The following is an 18,731-nucleotide window of genomic DNA, read 5'->3' on the forward strand; positions in this document are numbered from 1 at the left end:
TAGTTGTACTTTTTTACTCCTACTGAAACAGAAAATTTTACCTTCAGGCTATAAGATTTCTATATAACCTTCTGTTCCATTTATTCTAATTCTTTGACCATCCTTAATAAGTTTAGTAGCGTCATCTACGCCTGCCACTGCTGGAAGACCATATTCTCTAGCAACAACAGCACCATGAGTCATCATTCCACCTACTTCTGTTACCAAACCTTTAACAAGAACAAAGATTGGTGTCCAGCTTGGATCGGTGAATTTTGTAATTAAAATATCGCCTTCTTCTATTTTTGCTTCATTCATATTTAAAATAACTCTAGCTCGCCCTTCAACAATACCAGAAGAAACAGGGGTTCCAGCTATTGCTCCTTTTGGCATATTACCTGTATTGTATTCGCCTGAAATTATTTCTCCATCAGAAGTCATTATACGAGGTGGTGTCAATTTCTTATAAATTTCGTATTCTTCTTTCCGCTTATTTATTATGCTGTAGTTAACATGTTTTGTTTTAACTGCTTCTTTAAGTTCATTAAAAGTTAGATAATATATATCATATATGTCTTTGATTACATCATCTTGTTTTAAGGTTTCGGCTTCTTTGAGTAATGCCTGTTTTACAATCCAGAAATAACAGATTAAAAGATATTTATTGTACTCTCTATAGCCAGCAAAATTACGTAAAACACTTATGACTTTCTTTGTCTTTTTTAATTTCCTATTACCACCAGGCAGCTGCTTCAAGCGGCTTAATATTTCAGCTTCTTTTTGTTTAGCTTCAAGAAGTCCTTGGTCAAATTTAGCACTGTGGGCATTAGGTTCAAAATTCTTTATGTTGCTTAGTATTAGTGGAACAAGAAGCATTGGGTCTTCGTTCCATCTTGTTCTGGTAATATCAATTTCTCCAGAGCAGCGCATACCATATTTTTCAAGATAACTATGAATAGAATCGCTGACAATATTACCTCCATCTAATTTACATAAATCTTCAAAGAAAGTTTCTCTTTTTGCATTCTCAAAATATTTAATTACAGCGGGATACTGTCTTATTACATCAGCTACATCAAGGAGCTCTAATCCCATTTCAGAAGTAACGTTGTTTGATACTGATTGAGCGAGGGTATCTGCTACACTTTTTTCATCAAGCCATTTCTTCATATTTTTGTTTATCCAGTTAGAGGCATAAGATCCTGCAAAATAAGCTCCATAGACTTTAAACATAGCAGCCCTTATATCCTTCATGTCCTTTACAATGAAATCAAAGAGCTCCTCTCCAGAAATAGAAGAAAATATTTGTTCTTTATTCCTAAGCAGTGCTTGATTTTCAGCTACGGATTTTTCAACAAAAGCTGGATCATTTCTGAGATATTCCTTTATCATCTGGATTCCAAAAGATAGGACACCTCCTTCTACATTTAAAGATGTCTTTCCTTTAGGAAGCGATTTAAGGTATTCTTTTCGTTTTTGAAGATTTATAAGTGCACTCTTCATCAAAACATCTACCTTGTCTAAACCACTGATAAAAAGCTTTCCAGCTATTGGCGAAGCAAGATCATGGGATATATCCATATACAATCTTCCGCCTATCACGGGCATATTTGTTTGTATTCCAAATTGCTTAAAGAATATTTGGAAGAAACTTAAACCTAATGGTCTCATGGCTTCTGTCATCATTTGTCTATGAGCAAATGATAAATAAACATGGTTCTTATTATCATTAACTTGTGGTGAAGGATATAAAGTAGTAATTGGACGACTTTGAACAACATAGAATTTATCATCATAAAGGCACCACTCAATATCCTGTGGATGACCAAAATAAGACTCAATCTTTCTACCCATATTACTAAGCTGTAAGATTTGATCATCTGTCAGTGTCTGCATATTTTGACTCTCACCTGTAATTTCTCTTTCTTCAGTACCGCCTTCTTTTAATGCATAAATTGCAAGTTTTTTAGAAGATATCTTTTTATCAATAATTTTATTTTCCTGCACTTTATAAATATCAGAATTCACAAGTCCTGAAACTAAAGCTTCACCAAGTCCAAAGCTGGCATCAATAGATACTATCTTTCTATTAGATGTAATAGGATCAGCTGTAAACATAATTCCTGCAGCTTGAGGAAACACCATTTTTTGAATAACTACAGATAACTGAACATTGCTATGATCAAAGTTATTTTGCATACGGTAGATTACGGCTCTATCTGTAAACAGTGATGCCCAGCACTTACTAATATGTTTAAGAATAGAAGGTTTTCTCATAATATTTAAATACGTATCTTGTTGCCCTGCAAATGAGGCTGTTGGTAAATCCTCAGCTGTAGCACTAGAACGTACAGCATAAGCATTTCTTTCGCCAAGTTTTGAAAGGTGAAAGGTTATTTCATCATCAATGTCCTTTGGAATTGTCATACCTTCAATGACCTTACGAATCTTTTCGCTTATTTCACTGATTTTTTCTATATCACTAGCATTTAAAAGGGATAATTCATTTAGTAATGAATTAAATTCACTACTATTGCCAATTATTTTTTTATAGGCTTCAGTAGTAACACAAAAACCTTCTGGTACAAGTATTCCATCAATTCTAGATAACTCACCAAGGTTAGAGCCTTTACCTCCAACAATTGCTAGCTTTGTTTTATCAATATCTTGAAAACCAAGTACATATGGATTCATAGTTATTTTCCTCCTTAATTCAATGAATAAAGCAATTGGATAATTTTATTATTAGTTCTTATTTATTTTTGATTCCTTCTTTGATTATATTAATGGCATCGATAACCTTTTTTAAATACTCATTTTCATCAAAACCACTTTTAAAATATTCCTCCAAGGTATATGAGAAAAGCATATCCAAAACTATATCAGTATTAACTTCCTGCCTTATAAGATCGCATTCCTTATTATGTTTTAGTTGTTTTCTATACTTTTCAATGGAAGCAGTACGAAATTTAGCAATAAATTCAGAGTTATCCATTTGCATAAGCATACCTATCTTGGTGTATTCAGGTTTAGCTTTACCTAATTCAAGTGACTCTTTAGTTTTTTGTATAAAAGTTTCAAAAAACTCATCATCTGGATTTGAAACTCTTTCAGGGATAAGCTTTTTCTTTTGATTTGAAATTTCTTCTATCATATATAAGTAGAGGTCTTCTTTATCATTAAAGTATTGATAAAAACTTCCACGGGGTATTCCTGCTGTTTTAATAATCTGATTAATAGATGCATCACTGAAAGAACAAGTAGAAAATTCTTGTACAGCTGCATCAAAAATTCTTTGCTTTTTGTCTTCATTCAAATTTTTAAAAGTATCTTTAGGCATAAAATCATCTCCTCTTGAGGACATCATAGCATAAATTTTTTCGTATGACAAGTGTGTCATGTGACAAAGTTGTCATACAGAAAAATTGGATTATTGAGCATGAGGGATAAGAAAAGGTGAAGAATTACGTCCATCAATACAGTTTAAAGTTTTAGATTAGAGTTTAGGATTATTAATAACCATCTTTTGGTCGTGGTTTTTATTTTAAAGTCTTAGTATAAAGAATATTGACTTCTAAAAATATTTGAAGTAGTATAAAATTATACTAAGTTCAAAAATATACGGAGTATAAAAATGGGAGAGATTTTGATGGTAAATAGAAGAGAACGTAAAAAAGAATTGACTAAGGAAATAATAATTGATAGTGCATTAGCTCTTTTTGAAGAAAAGGGTTTTCAAGAAACTTATATGGAGGAAATAGCAACGAAATCTGATATTTCTAAGGGTACGTTATATAATTATTTCCAAGATAAAGAGTCAATATTATCAGCTTATTTTCAGGCCCTTATAAATAATCATGATAATAATTTTAATGAAGTTAGTGAAAAATTCAAAGAAACAAGAGATATAAAAGAAACATTGAATAAGATATTAGATTTCATAAATCATATATTTAGAGAAAATATTCAATATACAGCAATTTATTTTAGATACAGACTCCAAACACTTTTTAACGTTAATCCCATAGATAATCCTAATAGAAGTGGATTGGAAAATTTGATTTCAGAAGTTATAAAAAATGCACAAGAAAATAACCAGATTAGAAATGACATTTCTTCAATAATAATAGCAAGAAATTTTCAATTCATGTACATGAATTATTTTATTTCAAGTATTTATGGAAATGATAATATCGATTTAGAATTATCAAAGAGCCAAATTATAGAATTATTTTTAAATGGAGCAAAGCTTCAAAAAAATTAGGGGAGATGATCACTATGGTAAATAAGTATACATTGTACTTTGATGAAATAGATAGAAAAGATTTATCACTTGTAGGAGGGAAGGGTGCAAATCTGGGAGAGATGACTAAGGCTGGTTTTCCAGTTCCTTTTGGATTTTGTGTAACTACAGAAAGTTATAAGGAATTTATAAATTATAATAAACTTTATGGTTTTATTGTAGAAGAAATTAAAGATGCAAATCTTGAAAATATTGCTACCATAGGGATTAAATTAAGAGAAAAAATAGAACAAGCAGAAATGCCTAGAAAAGTAGAAGAAGAAATCATTAAAGCTGCTGATAAGATTGGAATTGATAACTATTATGCTGTTAGATCAAGTGCTACAGCAGAAGATCTAGCTTTTGCCTCTTTTGCAGGTCAGCAAGATACATATCTTAATATTAAAGGAAAAGATTCGCTAATTAATGCAGTAAAAAACTGTTGGGCTTCATTATTTACTGATAGAGCAATACTTTACAGATTGCAAAATAAAATTCAACATGAAAAAGTGCATATGTCTGTAGTAGTTCAAAAAATGGTTCTTCCAGATATAGCTGGTATTATGTTTACTGCAGATCCTGTATCAGGGCATAGAGGAATTATTTCTATTGATGCAAGTTTTGGACTTGGAGAAGCGTTAGTTTCTGGCCTTTTATCTCCTGATATATATAAATTTAATAAGAAAAAAGAGGAAATAATAGATAAGACTATAGCAGAAAAGAAACTCGCTATAATGCCAATTCAAGGTGGGGGAACTAAAAAAGTTGATATTACAGGTGAAAAATCTACTAACCAAGTCATGGCGGATTCTGATATTAAAAGGCTTGCTGAACTTGGAATGAAAATAGAAAAGCATTATGGCTGCCCACAGGATATTGAGTGGTGTTTGGAAAATGGTGAATTGTATATTGTGCAGAGTCGTGCAATTACATCATTATTTCCACTTCCAACCCCTAATAACAATGATGATAACACTCATGTATATATTTCTATAAATCATCTTCAAGTGATGACCGATCCAATATCCCCTTTAGGGCTTGATTTATTTAGAGATATGCTGCCTTTTGGTAGAAATATTAAAAGAGAAGAAAAATATAAAGTTTTAGCTTCAGCGGGTGGTAGGATTTATGCAGATGTAAGTGGTTTTATGAATTCTGAGAGAATAAAGGAAAAGCTTTTAGCTTTATTAACAAATGCAGATGCTTTGATGGCAGAGGCTTTAGGAGAGCTCTTAAAGAGAGAAGAATTTAAGGAAAAGTTTAAAGGAAAGAAAGCTAACTTAAGACCCTTCTTAAAATATATAGCTCCAATAGCAGTTAAAGTTATAAAAAACCTTCTTTTCACTAACCTAACTGGAACGGTGGAGTTTATGAATAATTATATTAAACAGCGTGAAGAAGATACCTTGAAGGCTATTTTAAATTCAAAGAAAGGTACTGAAAAGTTAAATATAATACATGAAAAAGCAAGTCTTTATGAGGATGCTAAAATAATAGTACCATATTTAGCTCCAGGAATTATTGCCTTTAAGCTTCTTGAAAAGCTGGAAATGAAGCTTTTAGGAACAAATAATTATAGTAATATAATTGCGAAAGGTTTAGAAGGAAATATTACAACAGAAATGGGATTACTTACTGGAGACTTGGCGGATATGGTGAGAAAATCTCAAATTTTAATTGATGAATTTGAAAATGAATATTATGAAACTTTGGTTTCAAGAATAAATGAAATTAAAGTTAATGAGGAATTTAAGAGCTTTTTTAATAATTTTATAAATATGTACGGAGTGCGTGCTTCAGGAGAAATAGATATAGCAAGAGATAGATGGATTGAAAATCCTGAGCCACTTGTAAAATCAATACTTGCAACTATTAAAACTTCAGAGGAAGGCGCTCATAGGGAAGAATACAAAAATACTATAAAAAAAGCAAAAATAGCAACAGAAAATATGGTAGAAGAAATACAAAGAAAGCATGGCAAAATTAAAGCTAAAATTGTAAAAAGGCTTATATTTGTTTTAAGAAACTCTTTTCCAATAAGAGAACATCACAAATTTATGATGATGAGACTTTGTATGATTTTTAAGAAGGAATTGCTAAAAGAAGCAGAAGATTTGGTTGTTAAAGGTTATTTAAATGAAGAAAAGGATTTTTTTTATGTAACATTCAGTGAATTATATAGAGCAATTGAAAATAATGAGAGTCTTAAAACAATAGTAGAACAAAGAAAAGAAGAATATGAACATTATAAAAAGTTAAATGCTCCTCGTGTTATTACAAGTGAAGGAGAAGAAATAAAAGTAGTGTTTAAGAGAGAGAATATGCCAGCGGGAGCACTTCTAGGTACGCCTGTTTCATCAGGAGTCATAGAAGGAATTGCGAAGGTAATAACTGATCCTTCAAAGGCATCGTTGAATAAAGGAGAAATTCTTGTAGCACCATTCACCGATCCAGGATGGACACCACTTTTCATAAATGCGGCTGGATTAGTTATGGAAGTTGGAGGACTTTTAACTCATGGAACTGTAGTAGCTAGAGAGTATGGAATACCAGCAGTTGTTGGAATATCAGAAGCTACCCAAAAGATTAAAACAGGTCAAAAAATCAGAGTGGACGGAAATAACGGGTATGTTATGGTAATAGAAGAATAGGCTAGCATTGGATCTTTTTTATGTTAGGGATTACTGTTGGAATGCTTATAGGTGGAAGAGGATTAATCAGAGTGCATGTTTTGATATAATATGTGAAAGTAATTGTTATGTTTATCATATATTAATAGCAATAGATAGATTTATTGTAAATCAAAATATTCTATTACAAAGGATGATAATGATGGAATTAGCTAAGGATTTATGTTTTAATGGTGAGATTGTAACACCTAATGATATAGAATATGAAGAAGATAGACAGGTGTGGAACAGAGCAATACAAAAATATCCAATAGCTATATTATATTGTACTAGTAGAGAAGACGTTATAAGTGCTTTAAGGTTTTGCATTAGAAAAAATATTGAATTTAGAATAAGATCTGGTGGGCACAATTATGAGGGATATTCAATTGGAAATAATGTTATAGTAATTGATGTTAGTAGAATGAAGAAAATAAGTATAAATGAATTAACTAATACAGTAAAAATAGAATCCGGGGTAGAAAATAATGAACTTTACGAATATGTAGGCACAAGAGGATATCCTTTTCCAGGTGGAACTTGCCCAACTGTTGGAGTAGCAGGATACACTTTAGGCGGAGGATGGGGACTATCTTGCAGGTTATTTGGCTTAGGAATTGATAATGTATTAGAGTTTGAAATTGTAGATTATAGAGGTAAGATAATCATTGCAAATAGAGATTGCAATAGTGATTTATTTTGGGCATTAAGGGGTGGCGGCGGAGGAAACTTTGGAATAGTAATCTCATTAACTTTTAGATTACCACCAAAATTAAATAAGGTAACAGAGTTTACAATATATTATCCAAATACCACACCATTAGAACAAGCAAGTATTATGGATATATTTCAAAATTTATATCAAACCCTAGATAGAAGAGTGAATATGAGAGCAAGTTTTTATAATTCTGCAGATGAGGGTGTAGCAGCATTCATTATAGGATTATTTTATGGAGATATAGAAGAATTAAAGGAAATATTAAAACCTTTATTGGTGTTACCAAGAGCTGAGGCTGACTTTGAATATACAACCTTTTTAAATGCTACAAAAAAGATTGGAGCTATATATAAATCTAGTGAAAAATTTAAATCTGCTGGTAGATTTGCAGATAGAATATATTCAAAGCGCGAGTTATTAAAATTAGCATCTTCTCTTCAAGAAAAGCCTATAGGCTCAGTTTATGCTGCAGTTACTTTTTATGGATTAGGTGGAGCGGTAAAGGATAAAGGAAAACATGAAACAGCCTTTTATTATAGAGACTCCAATTATATTATAGGTATACAATCAGTATGGGAAAATTCAATTTATGCGGAAGAAAATAAAGAATGGGTAGCTAGCAGATTAAATTATATAAAAATGATAACAGAAGGATCATATGTTAATTTTCCGTACAGTCCATTATTAGATTATGAAAAAGAATATTATGGTGGAAATGTATGTAGGTTGAAATATATAAATGAAAAGTATGATCCATATAATATATTTAATTATCCACAATCAATAAAATAAGAATTTAATATTAGGTGAGTCCTTATCGAATAATAAATAATTAGAAGATAATTTTTGTATTAGTTACAGAGATTATCTTCTTTGTGATGAATCGAAAATTAATGATAGACATTAAGGATGCTTTTTATATGGTACAAAATGCATGGAGAGAAAGAAATCAAGATTTGGCAAAGGAATTATTTGTATGGTAAACATAAAATTCAAACTGAAGGAATTAAGCTGTAAAATTTTGATATTTTTCAAGATATGTGAGATTGATGGAAGAAGACTGAGTAGAATAAAGTATGATGGTGATGCTTATTATTTTTATAAACTTTATAATGATTCGAAGGTTGCTCTTAGAGGAGATACAATGATTTCATTCTGGACAATATATAAATATGCACTCAAAATAGCTACTGGAAAAACCTATAATAAATCTAGTAACACATTTCACGAGCTAATAGTAAAAAGGAATGAATCTGGATATAAAGAAACAAATGATAAATTTTCAAAGTTTGCTGAATTATATTACATGCCTGGAAACTTTATTTTACTTCCTCCTCCTTTTCCAGATGGTAGAATGAATAACAATCGGTATAGATGTTCAGAAGATAGAATTGATAAATCATTATTAGAATGCTTTAATGGAGGAACTTTATCAAAGTATTTTGGTGATGATAAAGAACAGCTTAAGGAATGGGTAAAAGATCAGAAATTAGGCTCTATATTTGAAAAAGGAATAATTGAAAAAGATAAAATAATTCCGTTTAATGTAAAAAATCCATATGTTTATTATTCAAATATGAATGAGGATGAAATTAACGAATTTTTAAAGAACGTAGAAAAATTAATAAAACACAGAAATATATCATAAGCACCTCCAGGTACAACACGATTTATGATTATGTAGCGAGCACTCCTAAGTCGTGCAACGGCCTCTGAGGTCTAAATATTACCAGGTACAACTTAGCTGATTAAATTATTGTCTAGGCCAAAATAAATTGAAATACTAAGGTGAAAACTTTGAGGAGAACATAGAATCAGCGTTTACGGGTAACTAATCCATCTTTCTATATTTATTGCCCTAGTAGAATAGATAGGAGTATGGTAAAAAATGAGGGCGATTGTTTAAATATTATGCTTCGAGTACCTAATCTCTTTTTTAAAGAAATAATTTGGAATAAAGATACTATTAATTTATTAACAAATACAATTATGAAAGAATTGAAAAACATCAAGGGACTACAGGATATAGAAGAAAATATTGAATATATAAATTACCTTACCCCACTAGACATGGAAAGCAAATTTAATGCTTATGGCGGTACAGCTTTTGGCCTTAGTCCGACCCTAACTCAAACAAACTATTTTAGACCACATTTTAAATCAAGTAAAGCTGATAATTTATTTTTCGTAGGAAGTTCAGTGCATCCGGGTCCTGGAATATCATTAGTCTTAAATTCAAGTAAATTAGTAACTGAAGAAATTTTAAATACTACAAGGGACTTTTCTTAATTTGATTGTGCCTTACCTATAAGTACAAAATATAAAACTAAATCTTTTCAAATAAAAGATTTAGAGAATTTTTTTTAAAACAAAGTTAACACTAATAAATGCAATAAGGGGTATTAGGTGTAAGAAAGTAGGTAATTATTATGAATATACAGTATGTACAAGGCGATTGCATTTTTACAAGAATTAATAAATTAACTAAACAGTATGAGTATTTAACAGAGGATATAGATACAGATGTGATAATAGTAGGAGGGGGAGTAACTGGAGCAATTTTAGGGTACTATTTTACTAAAAATAATATCAATAGTGTTATTTTAGAAAAATCAAGAATAGCTCATGGCAGTACTAGTATAACAACTTCACTTCTTCAATATGAGCTTGATAGTAATGCTATGGAGTTAAAATCACATACATCTATAGATAATATTCTAAGGTCATATGAGTTAGGAATAAAGGCATTAGATGAAATTGAAGAGTTTATAGATGAATATGGAAATACTTGTGACTTCAAAAGAGTAGATAGTTTTTTATATACAGCTAAGAATCTAGAAAAAAAGGAAATTGAAGAAGAGTATAAGATTAGAAGTGAAGCTGGATTTCCAGTAGAATTTATCGATAATAGCAACAATCCCTTTTCTTTTGATGTAAAGGCTGGAGTCTTAAGTAAAGGTGGTGGAGCTCAATTTGATCCTTATAGGTTTACTCATGCTTTGCTTAAGGTAAGCTGTGAAAAAGGTCTAAGAGTATATGAAAACACAGAAGTAGTAGATGTAAAGTATGATGACAAAGGGGTTACAGTAGAAACTATATATGGCCATAAAGTTAAAGGAAGAATTATTATTGTGGCTACTGGGTATAACACAGAATTTTTTACTAAAAGAGCCTTTGGAATTAAAACTACAACCTTTAATGTTGCAACTAAGCCAATAAATAATATAGAAGATATCTACAAGGGAGTAGTTGTTAGAGATAATGAAGATCCTTACAATTACTTAAGAACAACTAGTGATAATAGAATAATAATTGGTGGAGAGGATATAAATTTTCTACCAGATATACTTAACGAGGAATTATGTAACAAAAGTTATGATAAGTTAGAGCAAAGACTAAAAAATTTATTTCCAAATATAAATATAGAGATAGAGTATAGATATTGTGGGGCTTTTGCATCTACTCAAGATAACTTAGGTTTCTTAGGGAAAGATCCGAATAATTCAAAGTTATGGTACTGTTTAGGATATGGGGCAAATGGGATTTTATTTGCTGTACTAGGTGGAATAATGCTAAGTAAATTATATTTAGGAGAAGTCCATGAAGATCTACATCTTTTTAAAGTAGGTAGATTTGACTCATGAAATCACAATTGGCTATATTAGCAACAAAAAACTAGAATAAAAATTTAAGGTTACAATAAAAAGAAGAGGTAGCAAATGTATGCTGCCTCTTCTTATTTTGACTTACTTATATTATATAAAAAATAATATTTAAATTGTAAAATGTAGTAACTAATAAGATACAGTTGTCATACAATATATTAGTTAGGAACTATATTCTTAACTAGTATGTATAAATGTTTGGAAGGAGTAAAAATGGCTTCGATAGAACAATTCGAGTATTTTCAACTGAATCCTAATGAATTCAATAAAACTGAAATACCAGTATCCATTATGCCTTATGTAATTAGTGAAGTGTTTATTAATGAGGTTATTCCTGGGGATCTTATTTGGCTAAATGCAGTAATTGGTGGTGTGGATAATGACAATGAAACTAAAGTTGCATCACTTAACATTAATTTGTATAAGGGAAATGTATTTATACCAGGAAAAGAAATATATTCGTCTTATATAGAAGCTGATAAAGATGGAGATGGAGATATTATAAATGTCCCTCTTTCTTATGTTGACGCTATAAATAAGGCTGCTACAAATGTCAGGTATGTGTTAACAGTACAATTAACTAGTAATATAAATAATGTATTTATAAGAGGGCCACTTACCTTTACAGCATTACGCATAAGACCTTAAATAGATTAAGAAATATATCTTTTCCTAATTTAAAAGCTATAATCTGAGGAGGAATTAAAATGGCTATAACTATACAACAATTTGACTTTTTCATTGGAGCTAGCTTAGCTACTGATAATTTAATTCCAGTAACAAGCACTCCTACTGTAATAGGTGAACTTGTTATAGATGAAGTAATTGTAGGTGATCTTATTTGGTTAACTGGTGTGGTTGGTGGTCTTGACAATGACAATGAAACAACTTATGCTTCCTTTGATATAAAAATATTTAAAGGGAATGTATTGATCCCAAGTAAACAAATTTATTCAATTGCTACAGAGGTTGATAAGGAAGGCGATGGAGATTTAGTTAATACTCCATTGTCTTATGTTGATGTTATAGATAAAAATGCTACTAATGTGAAGTATGTAATAACTGTTCAAGAAACAACAGGTAATAACAATGTATTTGTTGATGGACCAATTACCTTTACAGCCGCTAGAATTAGACAATAATACTATTAATTATAAAAAAGTAACGATGATAGAATTTTAATTTAAGACACATGAGCTAATTTTATTTTAACTCATCTAAAAATACAAAGTTTAATCTTTATTTTTAGATGAGTTTTTTCATATTTCTATTACTACACTATCTACCACCTCTTGGGTAATGTAGTGAGTTTTAGAACGACTTGCTAATATAGAGAATTTACTCGAAAGCCTAAACAATATTCAACAAAGTATTAGTTGCAAAATTATTGGCAAGGTAATAGCTAATAAAGTATAAATAATGACGCAAGAATTGGTGAAAATAATAAAGTTTAAGTAGAGTGATACTTCTTTCTAAAATGAAAATATAAAAATTATCGAGTATTACCTACTGCGATTAAAATAATTCATATATTATATCTAGGAGGTAATGTAATGGACAATGATAAAGTAGTATGTGACTGTATTAATGTTACAGTAAAAGATTTAAAAGATGCTATCGAAAATGGTGCTAAATCATTTGAAGAAGTGCAGGCCGCTATTAATGTTAGCGCTGGTTGCGGTGCATGTGAAGATAGTGTTAGAGTATTGGTGGATGAATTACTAGGAAAATAATAATTCGATTGAGACTAATATAGGAAAATTTATATATTTTCTTATATTAGTCTCAATTTTTTTACCTAAATTAAAATTTAGGTAGTTTTGCACTAATTTTTATGGAGAATAAGTTGCGAAAATAACAAAAGATATATATGTGATTTGTTTAAATACTGTGCAGTTTTGTTTTATGATAATCATCAAAAAAGGAGTTGAATAACAATGCAAAGAAAAGTAAGACGAGTAATAATGTTTGTGATACTTATAACACTAGCTCTATCTAATATAGCCTATGCACAAAATGCACCATATGGTCCGAAAGTAGAGGATTTAAAAGGCAAAGAAAATATTATTCAAAATTTAGATCAAATGAAAAAACTAAGATCGAATTTAACTATTATAGGTATATCAGAAAATTCGTCGGAGGAACAATTAAAAAATACTGATAAAGATTTAGAAAATTTTATTCAACAATTAAATATTATTAGAAAAAATTTAGAGAATCATAGAAATACATATAAAGATTCTTTCCCAGATATATTTTTTTCAGAACAGATTTCATTTGTAGCTGATAGTTATATTATCAGTCTGAGACTGCAACAAAATTTGATAAGAGCATTGGAAGGTAATAATGCTGAATCGAAAAAACTATTTTATTCAAATTATTTAATACCAGTATATTATTATCTTACTTTAGGAGACCAAATGGTAGCATATATTGATACATATTTTGTATTATCTTAATAAATTAAAAAAACAAGTTAAAGTGGAGATTAGAGTGACTTTAACTTGTTTTATTTCAATCTAGAATTTCATTAAAATCAATGTACTACTTTTTTCATTTTCCTGAAGATGCATCTTTCTTAGCTTTATGAGTATTGCTTTCAGAACTATTATTAGAGGAGTCTCGTTCTGAAGGGGGTGAATTTAATATCTTTAGACCTGGTACTTCTTTAGCGTTTCTAACCATAATTATGTTCTTCTTTCATTTCATTTTTCACAAGCTTTAATTACTAAAATTTAGATATAATTAATATACCTAACAAATATATATTATCTTTATTTCTTTCATTTATAACAGGAATTTTATCACTTTCAATAATCATTGTAGCATTAATGATGTGGAGTCTTGTATTTTAAAATTTAAAGAATAAACAACGTCTATTTCATTGAATTGAACGTAAAATAGCCATAAATCACTCGTCAAATTACATCATTAGATTTAAACAGATTGATGATACCTTTATTTTTAGATTGAATATATCCTATACCGTCTGGTAATATGTTATAGCTTGTAAGACCCACACATCTATCAACTTCTATAAATATTATTTTTTTTAAATGTTCTAAACCATCTATTTTTGCCTTAGTAAGTTGTCTATCCTCCTTACTACATGAGTAACGATATGAGTGATGACAAATACACCATTTTTTATTTTTTAAATATGATGCATAAGCATCATGTAGAAGTTTTTCTTCAATTTCATTTAATTCGATTCTATCCATAATATAACTCAGTCTCCTTTTTCCACAGAAAAAATTTTCAGTATTAATATTATGGACAGTAAATTTAATATTTATGTGTATTATAGACATTGAAATGTTTTTTTTTATGGCATAACTTAACAGTAGTAATACTGTATATTAAATTTAATACTGCACACAATAATAACTGAAAGAGGTGATTGTAATGGGAAACGATTTTGAAGATGATATTTTAGGATTACTCCGAAAATAATTTTTGAATCCCCATAAGTACACTTATTTCAAAATGAAGCCAGGGTTTAAGAATAAGCCCTGGTTTTATTTCGCTTAAAAGACATGCTTTCTGGAAGGTTTTTAAAAGGATTAGCAATTAACGTAGTAGTTGGGATTTATACTATATTATGGTCACTGCTTTTGATAATTCTAGGCGTTATAGCAGCTATTAAATATTCTATGACTTTTTATGTATGAGTAGATAATCCAAACATTGGTATTAATGAAGCAATAAGTAGAAGTACTGAAATGACTAGGCATATAATAGATATATTTACAGCCTAGCAAGCACATCTAAGATATGTAAATACCACCTAGGGGTAATATTTTTAAACTGTATAATAACTGAGTATCACTATTACTAATAGTAATAGTATTTTTAATGATTTTAAAAGGCAACTAAATTAAAGTTGTCTTTTTTATTCTATAGGAATTTATAATGTAATAGAATCTGTGGATAACTTATGAAGAAGGCTATTTAATTAGTTTTTGTATAGAAAAAGAATAAAAAAGAAATCTTATTCGCCTGCCAGATTTTCCTCACATGCGTTCGGAAAGGCAGATGCGTAAAAAAAATCTACGGCTCCACAGTCGCCTGCGATTTTTTTATGATGATGAAATTATAGATATAGAATATTTTCGTAGGCAGGCACAAAAATTTGGATTTGATGAAAAAGAATATTTGGAAGCACTTAGTAAAGTGCCTATTTTTCCAAGAAAACAAGTTAACCATATAATAGAATGTTTAAAAGGTCTTATTATAATACTAACTGAAAATGGATTAAGTAAGTTAGAATTTAAAAAGTCTCAAAACGAACTTGAAAAAAGTCAGAAATACCTCAATGCAATTTTTAATTCAGTAAATGATGCTATATTAATTCATGATTATGATGGAAATATATCAGATGTAAATCAAACAGCTATAGCTATGTTTGGATATTCCAGAAATGAATTTATACATATGAGGATAAAGGATGTTATTTCAAAAGATTCTCCCGATCCTTATTTAACTAAAGAAGAGCTATTAGATAGAATAGCTAAGGAAGGGAGATTAAATAGTACAACAAAAACAAATATGTTTATTGGTGAGGCTATATTTATTGGGAGCAATAATAGTGAGTTTTGGGGGGAAAGAAATGTTATAATTGCAAATATAGGAGGAGCTAAAAGAGTTATAACTACAGTGCGTAATATTTCAGAGAGAAAACAAGCAGAATTAGCATTAAAAAATGAATCTCTTGAACTAGAAAGATTAAGAACAGAGTTCTTTGCTAATATTTCTCATGAACTTAGGACTCCACTGAATATAATATTAAATGTGATAAAAATTAGTTGTATGAATCTTGAGCAACAAAATGTTGGAAAAGAAAAAATTATAAGTAATATGAATATGGGAAAACAAAATTGTTTAAGGCTTCTAAGATTGGTAAATAATCTTATTGATTCTACTAAGCTGGATGCAGGATATTTTGAAGTTAATTTTGTTAATTGCAATGTCATTAATGTAATAGAAGAAATCACTTTATCAGTTGCTGAATATATAAAGAGTAATAATTTAAACCTAATATTTGATACTGAAATAGAAGAGAAAATAATAGCCTGTGACTTAGATAAAATTGAAAGGATAATTCTTAATATACTTTCAAATGCCATAAAATTTACAAAACCAGGTGGAAATATATTTGTGAATATATTTGATGGGGAAGAATTTATTACTATAGTAATTGAGGACACAGGAATAGGAATACCAGAGGAAAAACTTAATGTAATATTTGATAGATTCAGACAAATAGATAAATCATTTACAAGAAATTATGAAGGCAGTGGAATAGGATTATCTCTTGTAAAATCATTAGTAGAAATGCAAGGCGGTAAAATAACTGTTGAAAGTAAGTATGGAACTGGAACTAAGTTTTATATAAAACTTCCTGTTAGGCTGGCAGGTGAAAGTAACAGTAAAGAAAATATTAAGTTATTTAACAGCAATTTAAGCAATCATGTGGAAAAAATAAATGTTGAATTTTCAGATATATATACCTTATAATTCATGGGAAAATGCGGTGGGTAGGACTATGAGGCCTAAATAATACAAATGGTATACGGAAAAAATTATAAGTTATAATAAGAAAACCGTAGGGAAATTGATTTCTATGGTTTTTAACTTAAATAGGTTGTTGAATAAACAGAATTTGTAAAAAATAAATAAGTCATCCCTTTGTGATATAATAATTTCGCGAAAAACCCAAATATATCACATAAGGAATGACTCAAATATGATTATATCATCAAATATTAAAAGTGAAAATGACCATTATAAAATTTTTGAAGCTGTTAAAATTGCATTTGCTAAATTAAATTCGAATATTAAAAGTACTAAAGGGCGACCACGTAAGTATTCAGATGAACAAATAGTTGCATGTATATTATATGGCGTTAAAAGTAGTATTTTCAGTTTAAGAGAGCTTGAATATCGTATAAAGCAAGACTATGTGTTTCAGTCTATAATTCAACTCAATCAAGTACCAGATTATTCTACATTCTCATTAAGAACTAAAATTTTAGAGAAACATATATATTATGGTATTTATGCTATGCTTGTTGAACTTATCAATCCTGAAACTAGACTGTGTGCAATAGATGGAACTGCTTTAAGAAGTTCAAAATACGATAGCGAAGCTAAATCCGGTAAGGGTACCCGCCTTGGATATTATAAAGGTTATAAATTACACTGTATTGCAGCAGTTAGTGATATTATAATTCCTCTAGTTTTTTATTTAACAACAGCTAATGTTTATGATAATCAAGTCTCAGATTTACTATATGAAGCTAAAATTTATAATCCATTTTTAATACTTGCAGATGCAGCATATGATTCATTAGAATGGTTTGAAATTGCTTCTAGCTTAGAATTTAATTTGTTAACTGATATAAATATGCGTAAGGCTAAAAGTATTGAGTCATTTACTGATAAACGATATGAAAATGCTTTGTTTATTCAATCTCCTATTGGATCAAAATTATATAAAAACAGATTGAAAATAGAGCAATTATTCTCTGTATTAAAGGGATTATATAACTTAGAAAACCCAAGGCTTTATGGGCAAGCCCGATACGAACGTCATATAAAATGGGTCTTATTAGCGTACTTAATAGATGAATTTAACAAAAAGCAGCAAGGAATAAAAACTAGAAAATATCCTTGGAATATATAATTTCTAAGAATATTTTCTTAAATAACCATTTGTAAAAATTAGTTATTCAACAACCTATTAAAATATAAAAAGTTATTAACGTATAATAAAACTGTCTCAAAACTGTATTTTGAGGCAGTTTTATTTATATATATAAGCCTATATATATAAATTATGCTATATTATTTTTTTAAGCACATTGCATCTTGAACGTGTTCTAAGCATTCACCAAATCTTTGATAGTGAACAACTTCTCTTTCCCTTAAGAATGTTAATATTTCTTTAATTTGTGGTTCATCAGTTAAGTGTATTAAATTTTCATAAGTTGCTCGTGCTTTTTGTTCAGCAGCTAAATCTTCATGTAAATCAGCAATTACATCGCCTTTGGCTTGTATATAAGTTGCAGTCCATGGATTTCCTGTTGCATCTGTGTAAAATACTGCTTTTCTATGATCAGCATAATGCCCAGCAAGTCCTGCTTTTTTTATCTCTTCTATAGTTGCATTTTCCATAAGTTGATATACCATTGTAGCAATTATTTCTACATGGGCCATTTCTTCTGTACCGATATCTGTCAATAATCCTTTTGATTTTCCAGTTGGCATAGTATAGCGTTGATCTAAATATCTCAAGGCAGCACTTAATTCTCCATCAGGACCACCATATTGAGTTACCAATAATTTTGCCATATTAAGATCTTTGCATTTTAGATTTACTGGATATTCTAATGTTTTTACATAATACCACATAAACT

At 29.6% G+C, this 18,731-nt stretch carries 17 protein-coding genes; 12 read left to right on the forward strand and 5 right to left on the reverse strand.

Translation table 11 applies throughout. From position 1 onward, the window contains the following. Positions 1 to 48: 48 nt before the first annotated feature. Together ppsA and F3K33_RS10255 are read right to left on the reverse strand one after the other, a co-directional pair. The gene (gene ppsA, locus F3K33_RS10250) at positions 49 to 2,673 is read right to left on the reverse strand and encodes a phosphoenolpyruvate synthase (RefSeq protein ID WP_039772494.1); all 2,625 of its coding nucleotides are present in this window, start codon (positions 2,671 to 2,673) and stop codon (positions 49 to 51) included. Between the two features lie 58 nt (positions 2,674 to 2,731). Continuing rightward, a complete protein-coding gene (locus F3K33_RS10255; protein ID WP_174775791.1) occupies positions 2,732 to 3,319 on the reverse strand; it encodes a TetR/AcrR family transcriptional regulator in 588 nt (195 codons plus the stop codon). A 309-nt stretch (positions 3,320 to 3,628) separates the two neighbouring features. Between F3K33_RS10255 and F3K33_RS10260 the strand changes: the two genes are divergently transcribed. The 10 genes from F3K33_RS10260 (at position 3,629) to F3K33_RS10305 (ending at position 13,772) form a co-directional block, all read left to right on the forward strand. Then, on the forward strand, positions 3,629 to 4,243 hold the full coding sequence (locus F3K33_RS10260) for a TetR/AcrR family transcriptional regulator (RefSeq protein WP_039772490.1): 615 nt from the start codon (positions 3,629 to 3,631) through the stop codon (positions 4,241 to 4,243). Between the two features lie 14 nt (positions 4,244 to 4,257). Further along, positions 4,258 to 6,912 carry a phosphoenolpyruvate synthase gene (locus F3K33_RS10265; RefSeq protein WP_039772488.1) on the forward strand — a complete coding sequence of 885 codons (2,655 nt, stop codon included), beginning with the start codon at positions 4,258 to 4,260 and terminating at the stop codon, positions 6,910 to 6,912. A 181-nt stretch (positions 6,913 to 7,093) separates the two neighbouring features. Next, positions 7,094 to 8,440 (forward strand): FAD-binding oxidoreductase, encoded by a 1,347-nt coding sequence (locus F3K33_RS10270; RefSeq protein ID WP_207708583.1) that lies wholly within the window; start codon positions 7,094 to 7,096, stop codon positions 8,438 to 8,440. A gap of 184 nt (positions 8,441 to 8,624) precedes the next feature. Continuing rightward, positions 8,625 to 9,296, forward strand: coding sequence for a hypothetical protein (locus tag F3K33_RS10275; protein ID WP_154861737.1), 672 nt, complete (start codon positions 8,625 to 8,627; stop codon positions 9,294 to 9,296). Positions 9,297 to 9,526: 230 nt separating this feature from the next. Continuing rightward, positions 9,527 to 9,937: a phytoene desaturase family protein gene (locus tag F3K33_RS10280; RefSeq protein ID WP_039772484.1), complete on the forward strand. Its 411-nt coding sequence runs from the start codon at positions 9,527 to 9,529 to the stop codon at positions 9,935 to 9,937. 140 nt (positions 9,938 to 10,077) lie between these two features. Then, positions 10,078 to 11,292: an NAD(P)/FAD-dependent oxidoreductase gene (locus F3K33_RS10285; RefSeq protein ID WP_039772483.1), complete on the forward strand. Its 1,215-nt coding sequence runs from the start codon at positions 10,078 to 10,080 to the stop codon at positions 11,290 to 11,292. A gap of 234 nt (positions 11,293 to 11,526) precedes the next feature. Further along, the gene (locus F3K33_RS10290; protein ID WP_039772481.1) at positions 11,527 to 11,961 is read left to right on the forward strand and encodes a hypothetical protein; all 435 of its coding nucleotides are present in this window, start codon (positions 11,527 to 11,529) and stop codon (positions 11,959 to 11,961) included. A gap of 59 nt (positions 11,962 to 12,020) precedes the next feature. After that, positions 12,021 to 12,455, forward strand: coding sequence for a hypothetical protein (locus tag F3K33_RS10295; protein ID WP_039772479.1), 435 nt, complete (start codon positions 12,021 to 12,023; stop codon positions 12,453 to 12,455). A 411-nt stretch (positions 12,456 to 12,866) separates the two neighbouring features. After that, a complete protein-coding gene (locus F3K33_RS10300) occupies positions 12,867 to 13,046 on the forward strand; it encodes a (2Fe-2S)-binding protein (protein ID WP_039772477.1) in 180 nt (59 codons plus the stop codon). Between the two features lie 204 nt (positions 13,047 to 13,250). Beyond that, entirely contained in the window at positions 13,251 to 13,772 is a 522-nt protein-coding gene (locus tag F3K33_RS10305) for a hypothetical protein (protein ID WP_039772475.1), read from the forward strand. A gap of 94 nt (positions 13,773 to 13,866) precedes the next feature. On the opposite strand, the gene F3K33_RS26955 is transcribed toward F3K33_RS10305, so the two are convergent. Together F3K33_RS26955 and F3K33_RS10310 are read right to left on the reverse strand one after the other, a co-directional pair. Further along, positions 13,867 to 13,998, reverse strand: a complete 132-nt coding sequence (locus F3K33_RS26955) for a hypothetical protein (RefSeq protein ID WP_274596498.1) — start codon at positions 13,996 to 13,998, stop codon at positions 13,867 to 13,869. A gap of 233 nt (positions 13,999 to 14,231) precedes the next feature. Beyond that, positions 14,232 to 14,534 carry a hypothetical protein gene (locus tag F3K33_RS10310; RefSeq protein ID WP_039772473.1) on the reverse strand — a complete coding sequence of 101 codons (303 nt, stop codon included), beginning with the start codon at positions 14,532 to 14,534 and terminating at the stop codon, positions 14,232 to 14,234. Positions 14,535 to 15,348: 814 nt separating this feature from the next. On the opposite strand from F3K33_RS10310, the gene F3K33_RS10315 reads away from it, so the two are divergent. After that, positions 15,349 to 16,830: an ATP-binding protein gene (locus F3K33_RS10315; RefSeq protein WP_069187766.1), complete on the forward strand. Its 1,482-nt coding sequence runs from the start codon at positions 15,349 to 15,351 to the stop codon at positions 16,828 to 16,830. Positions 16,831 to 17,059: 229 nt separating this feature from the next. Beyond that, entirely contained in the window at positions 17,060 to 17,998 is a 939-nt protein-coding gene (locus F3K33_RS10320; protein WP_054249135.1) for a transposase, read from the forward strand. Positions 17,999 to 18,159: 161 nt separating this feature from the next. Here the strand turns inward: F3K33_RS10320 and F3K33_RS10325 are convergent, their stop codons facing one another. After that, positions 18,160 to 18,726 carry a manganese catalase family protein gene (locus tag F3K33_RS10325; protein ID WP_012058296.1) on the reverse strand — a complete coding sequence of 189 codons (567 nt, stop codon included), beginning with the start codon at positions 18,724 to 18,726 and terminating at the stop codon, positions 18,160 to 18,162. Positions 18,727 to 18,731 lie beyond the last annotated feature (5 nt).

Source organism: Clostridium beijerinckii (assembly GCF_008705175.1).
GTDB lineage: Bacteria > Bacillota > Clostridia > Clostridiales > Clostridiaceae > Clostridium > Clostridium beijerinckii.

What these genes read in the sequence shown, in the direction of transcription:
- F3K33_RS10325 (WP_012058296.1), bottom strand. Translation starts at nt 18,726, where the DNA reads ATGTGGTATTATGTAAAAACATTAGAATATCCAGTAAATCTAAAATGC.
- F3K33_RS10275 (WP_154861737.1), top strand. Translation starts at nt 8,625, where the DNA reads ATGGTAAACATAAAATTCAAACTGAAGGAATTAAGCTGTAAAATTTTG.
- F3K33_RS10280 (WP_039772484.1), top strand. Translation starts at nt 9,527, where the DNA reads ATGGTAAAAAATGAGGGCGATTGTTTAAATATTATGCTTCGAGTACCT.
- F3K33_RS10290 (WP_039772481.1), top strand. Translation starts at nt 11,527, where the DNA reads ATGGCTTCGATAGAACAATTCGAGTATTTTCAACTGAATCCTAATGAA.
- ppsA (WP_039772494.1), bottom strand. Translation starts at nt 2,673, where the DNA reads ATGAATCCATATGTACTTGGTTTTCAAGATATTGATAAAACAAAGCTA.
- F3K33_RS10260 (WP_039772490.1), top strand. Translation starts at nt 3,629, where the DNA reads ATGGTAAATAGAAGAGAACGTAAAAAAGAATTGACTAAGGAAATAATA.
- F3K33_RS10305 (WP_039772475.1), top strand. Translation starts at nt 13,251, where the DNA reads ATGCAAAGAAAAGTAAGACGAGTAATAATGTTTGTGATACTTATAACA.
- F3K33_RS10320 (WP_054249135.1), top strand. Translation starts at nt 17,060, where the DNA reads ATGATTATATCATCAAATATTAAAAGTGAAAATGACCATTATAAAATT.
- F3K33_RS26955 (WP_274596498.1), bottom strand. Translation starts at nt 13,998, where the DNA reads ATGGTTAGAAACGCTAAAGAAGTACCAGGTCTAAAGATATTAAATTCA.
- F3K33_RS10270 (WP_207708583.1), top strand. Translation starts at nt 7,094, where the DNA reads ATGGAATTAGCTAAGGATTTATGTTTTAATGGTGAGATTGTAACACCT.
- F3K33_RS10265 (WP_039772488.1), top strand. Translation starts at nt 4,258, where the DNA reads ATGGTAAATAAGTATACATTGTACTTTGATGAAATAGATAGAAAAGAT.
- F3K33_RS10315 (WP_069187766.1), top strand. Translation starts at nt 15,349, where the DNA reads ATGCGTAAAAAAAATCTACGGCTCCACAGTCGCCTGCGATTTTTTTAT.
- F3K33_RS10285 (WP_039772483.1), top strand. Translation starts at nt 10,078, where the DNA reads ATGAATATACAGTATGTACAAGGCGATTGCATTTTTACAAGAATTAAT.
- F3K33_RS10300 (WP_039772477.1), top strand. Translation starts at nt 12,867, where the DNA reads ATGGACAATGATAAAGTAGTATGTGACTGTATTAATGTTACAGTAAAA.
- F3K33_RS10255 (WP_174775791.1), bottom strand. Translation starts at nt 3,319, where the DNA reads ATGCCTAAAGATACTTTTAAAAATTTGAATGAAGACAAAAAGCAAAGA.
- F3K33_RS10310 (WP_039772473.1), bottom strand. Translation starts at nt 14,534, where the DNA reads ATGGATAGAATCGAATTAAATGAAATTGAAGAAAAACTTCTACATGAT.
- F3K33_RS10295 (WP_039772479.1), top strand. Translation starts at nt 12,021, where the DNA reads ATGGCTATAACTATACAACAATTTGACTTTTTCATTGGAGCTAGCTTA.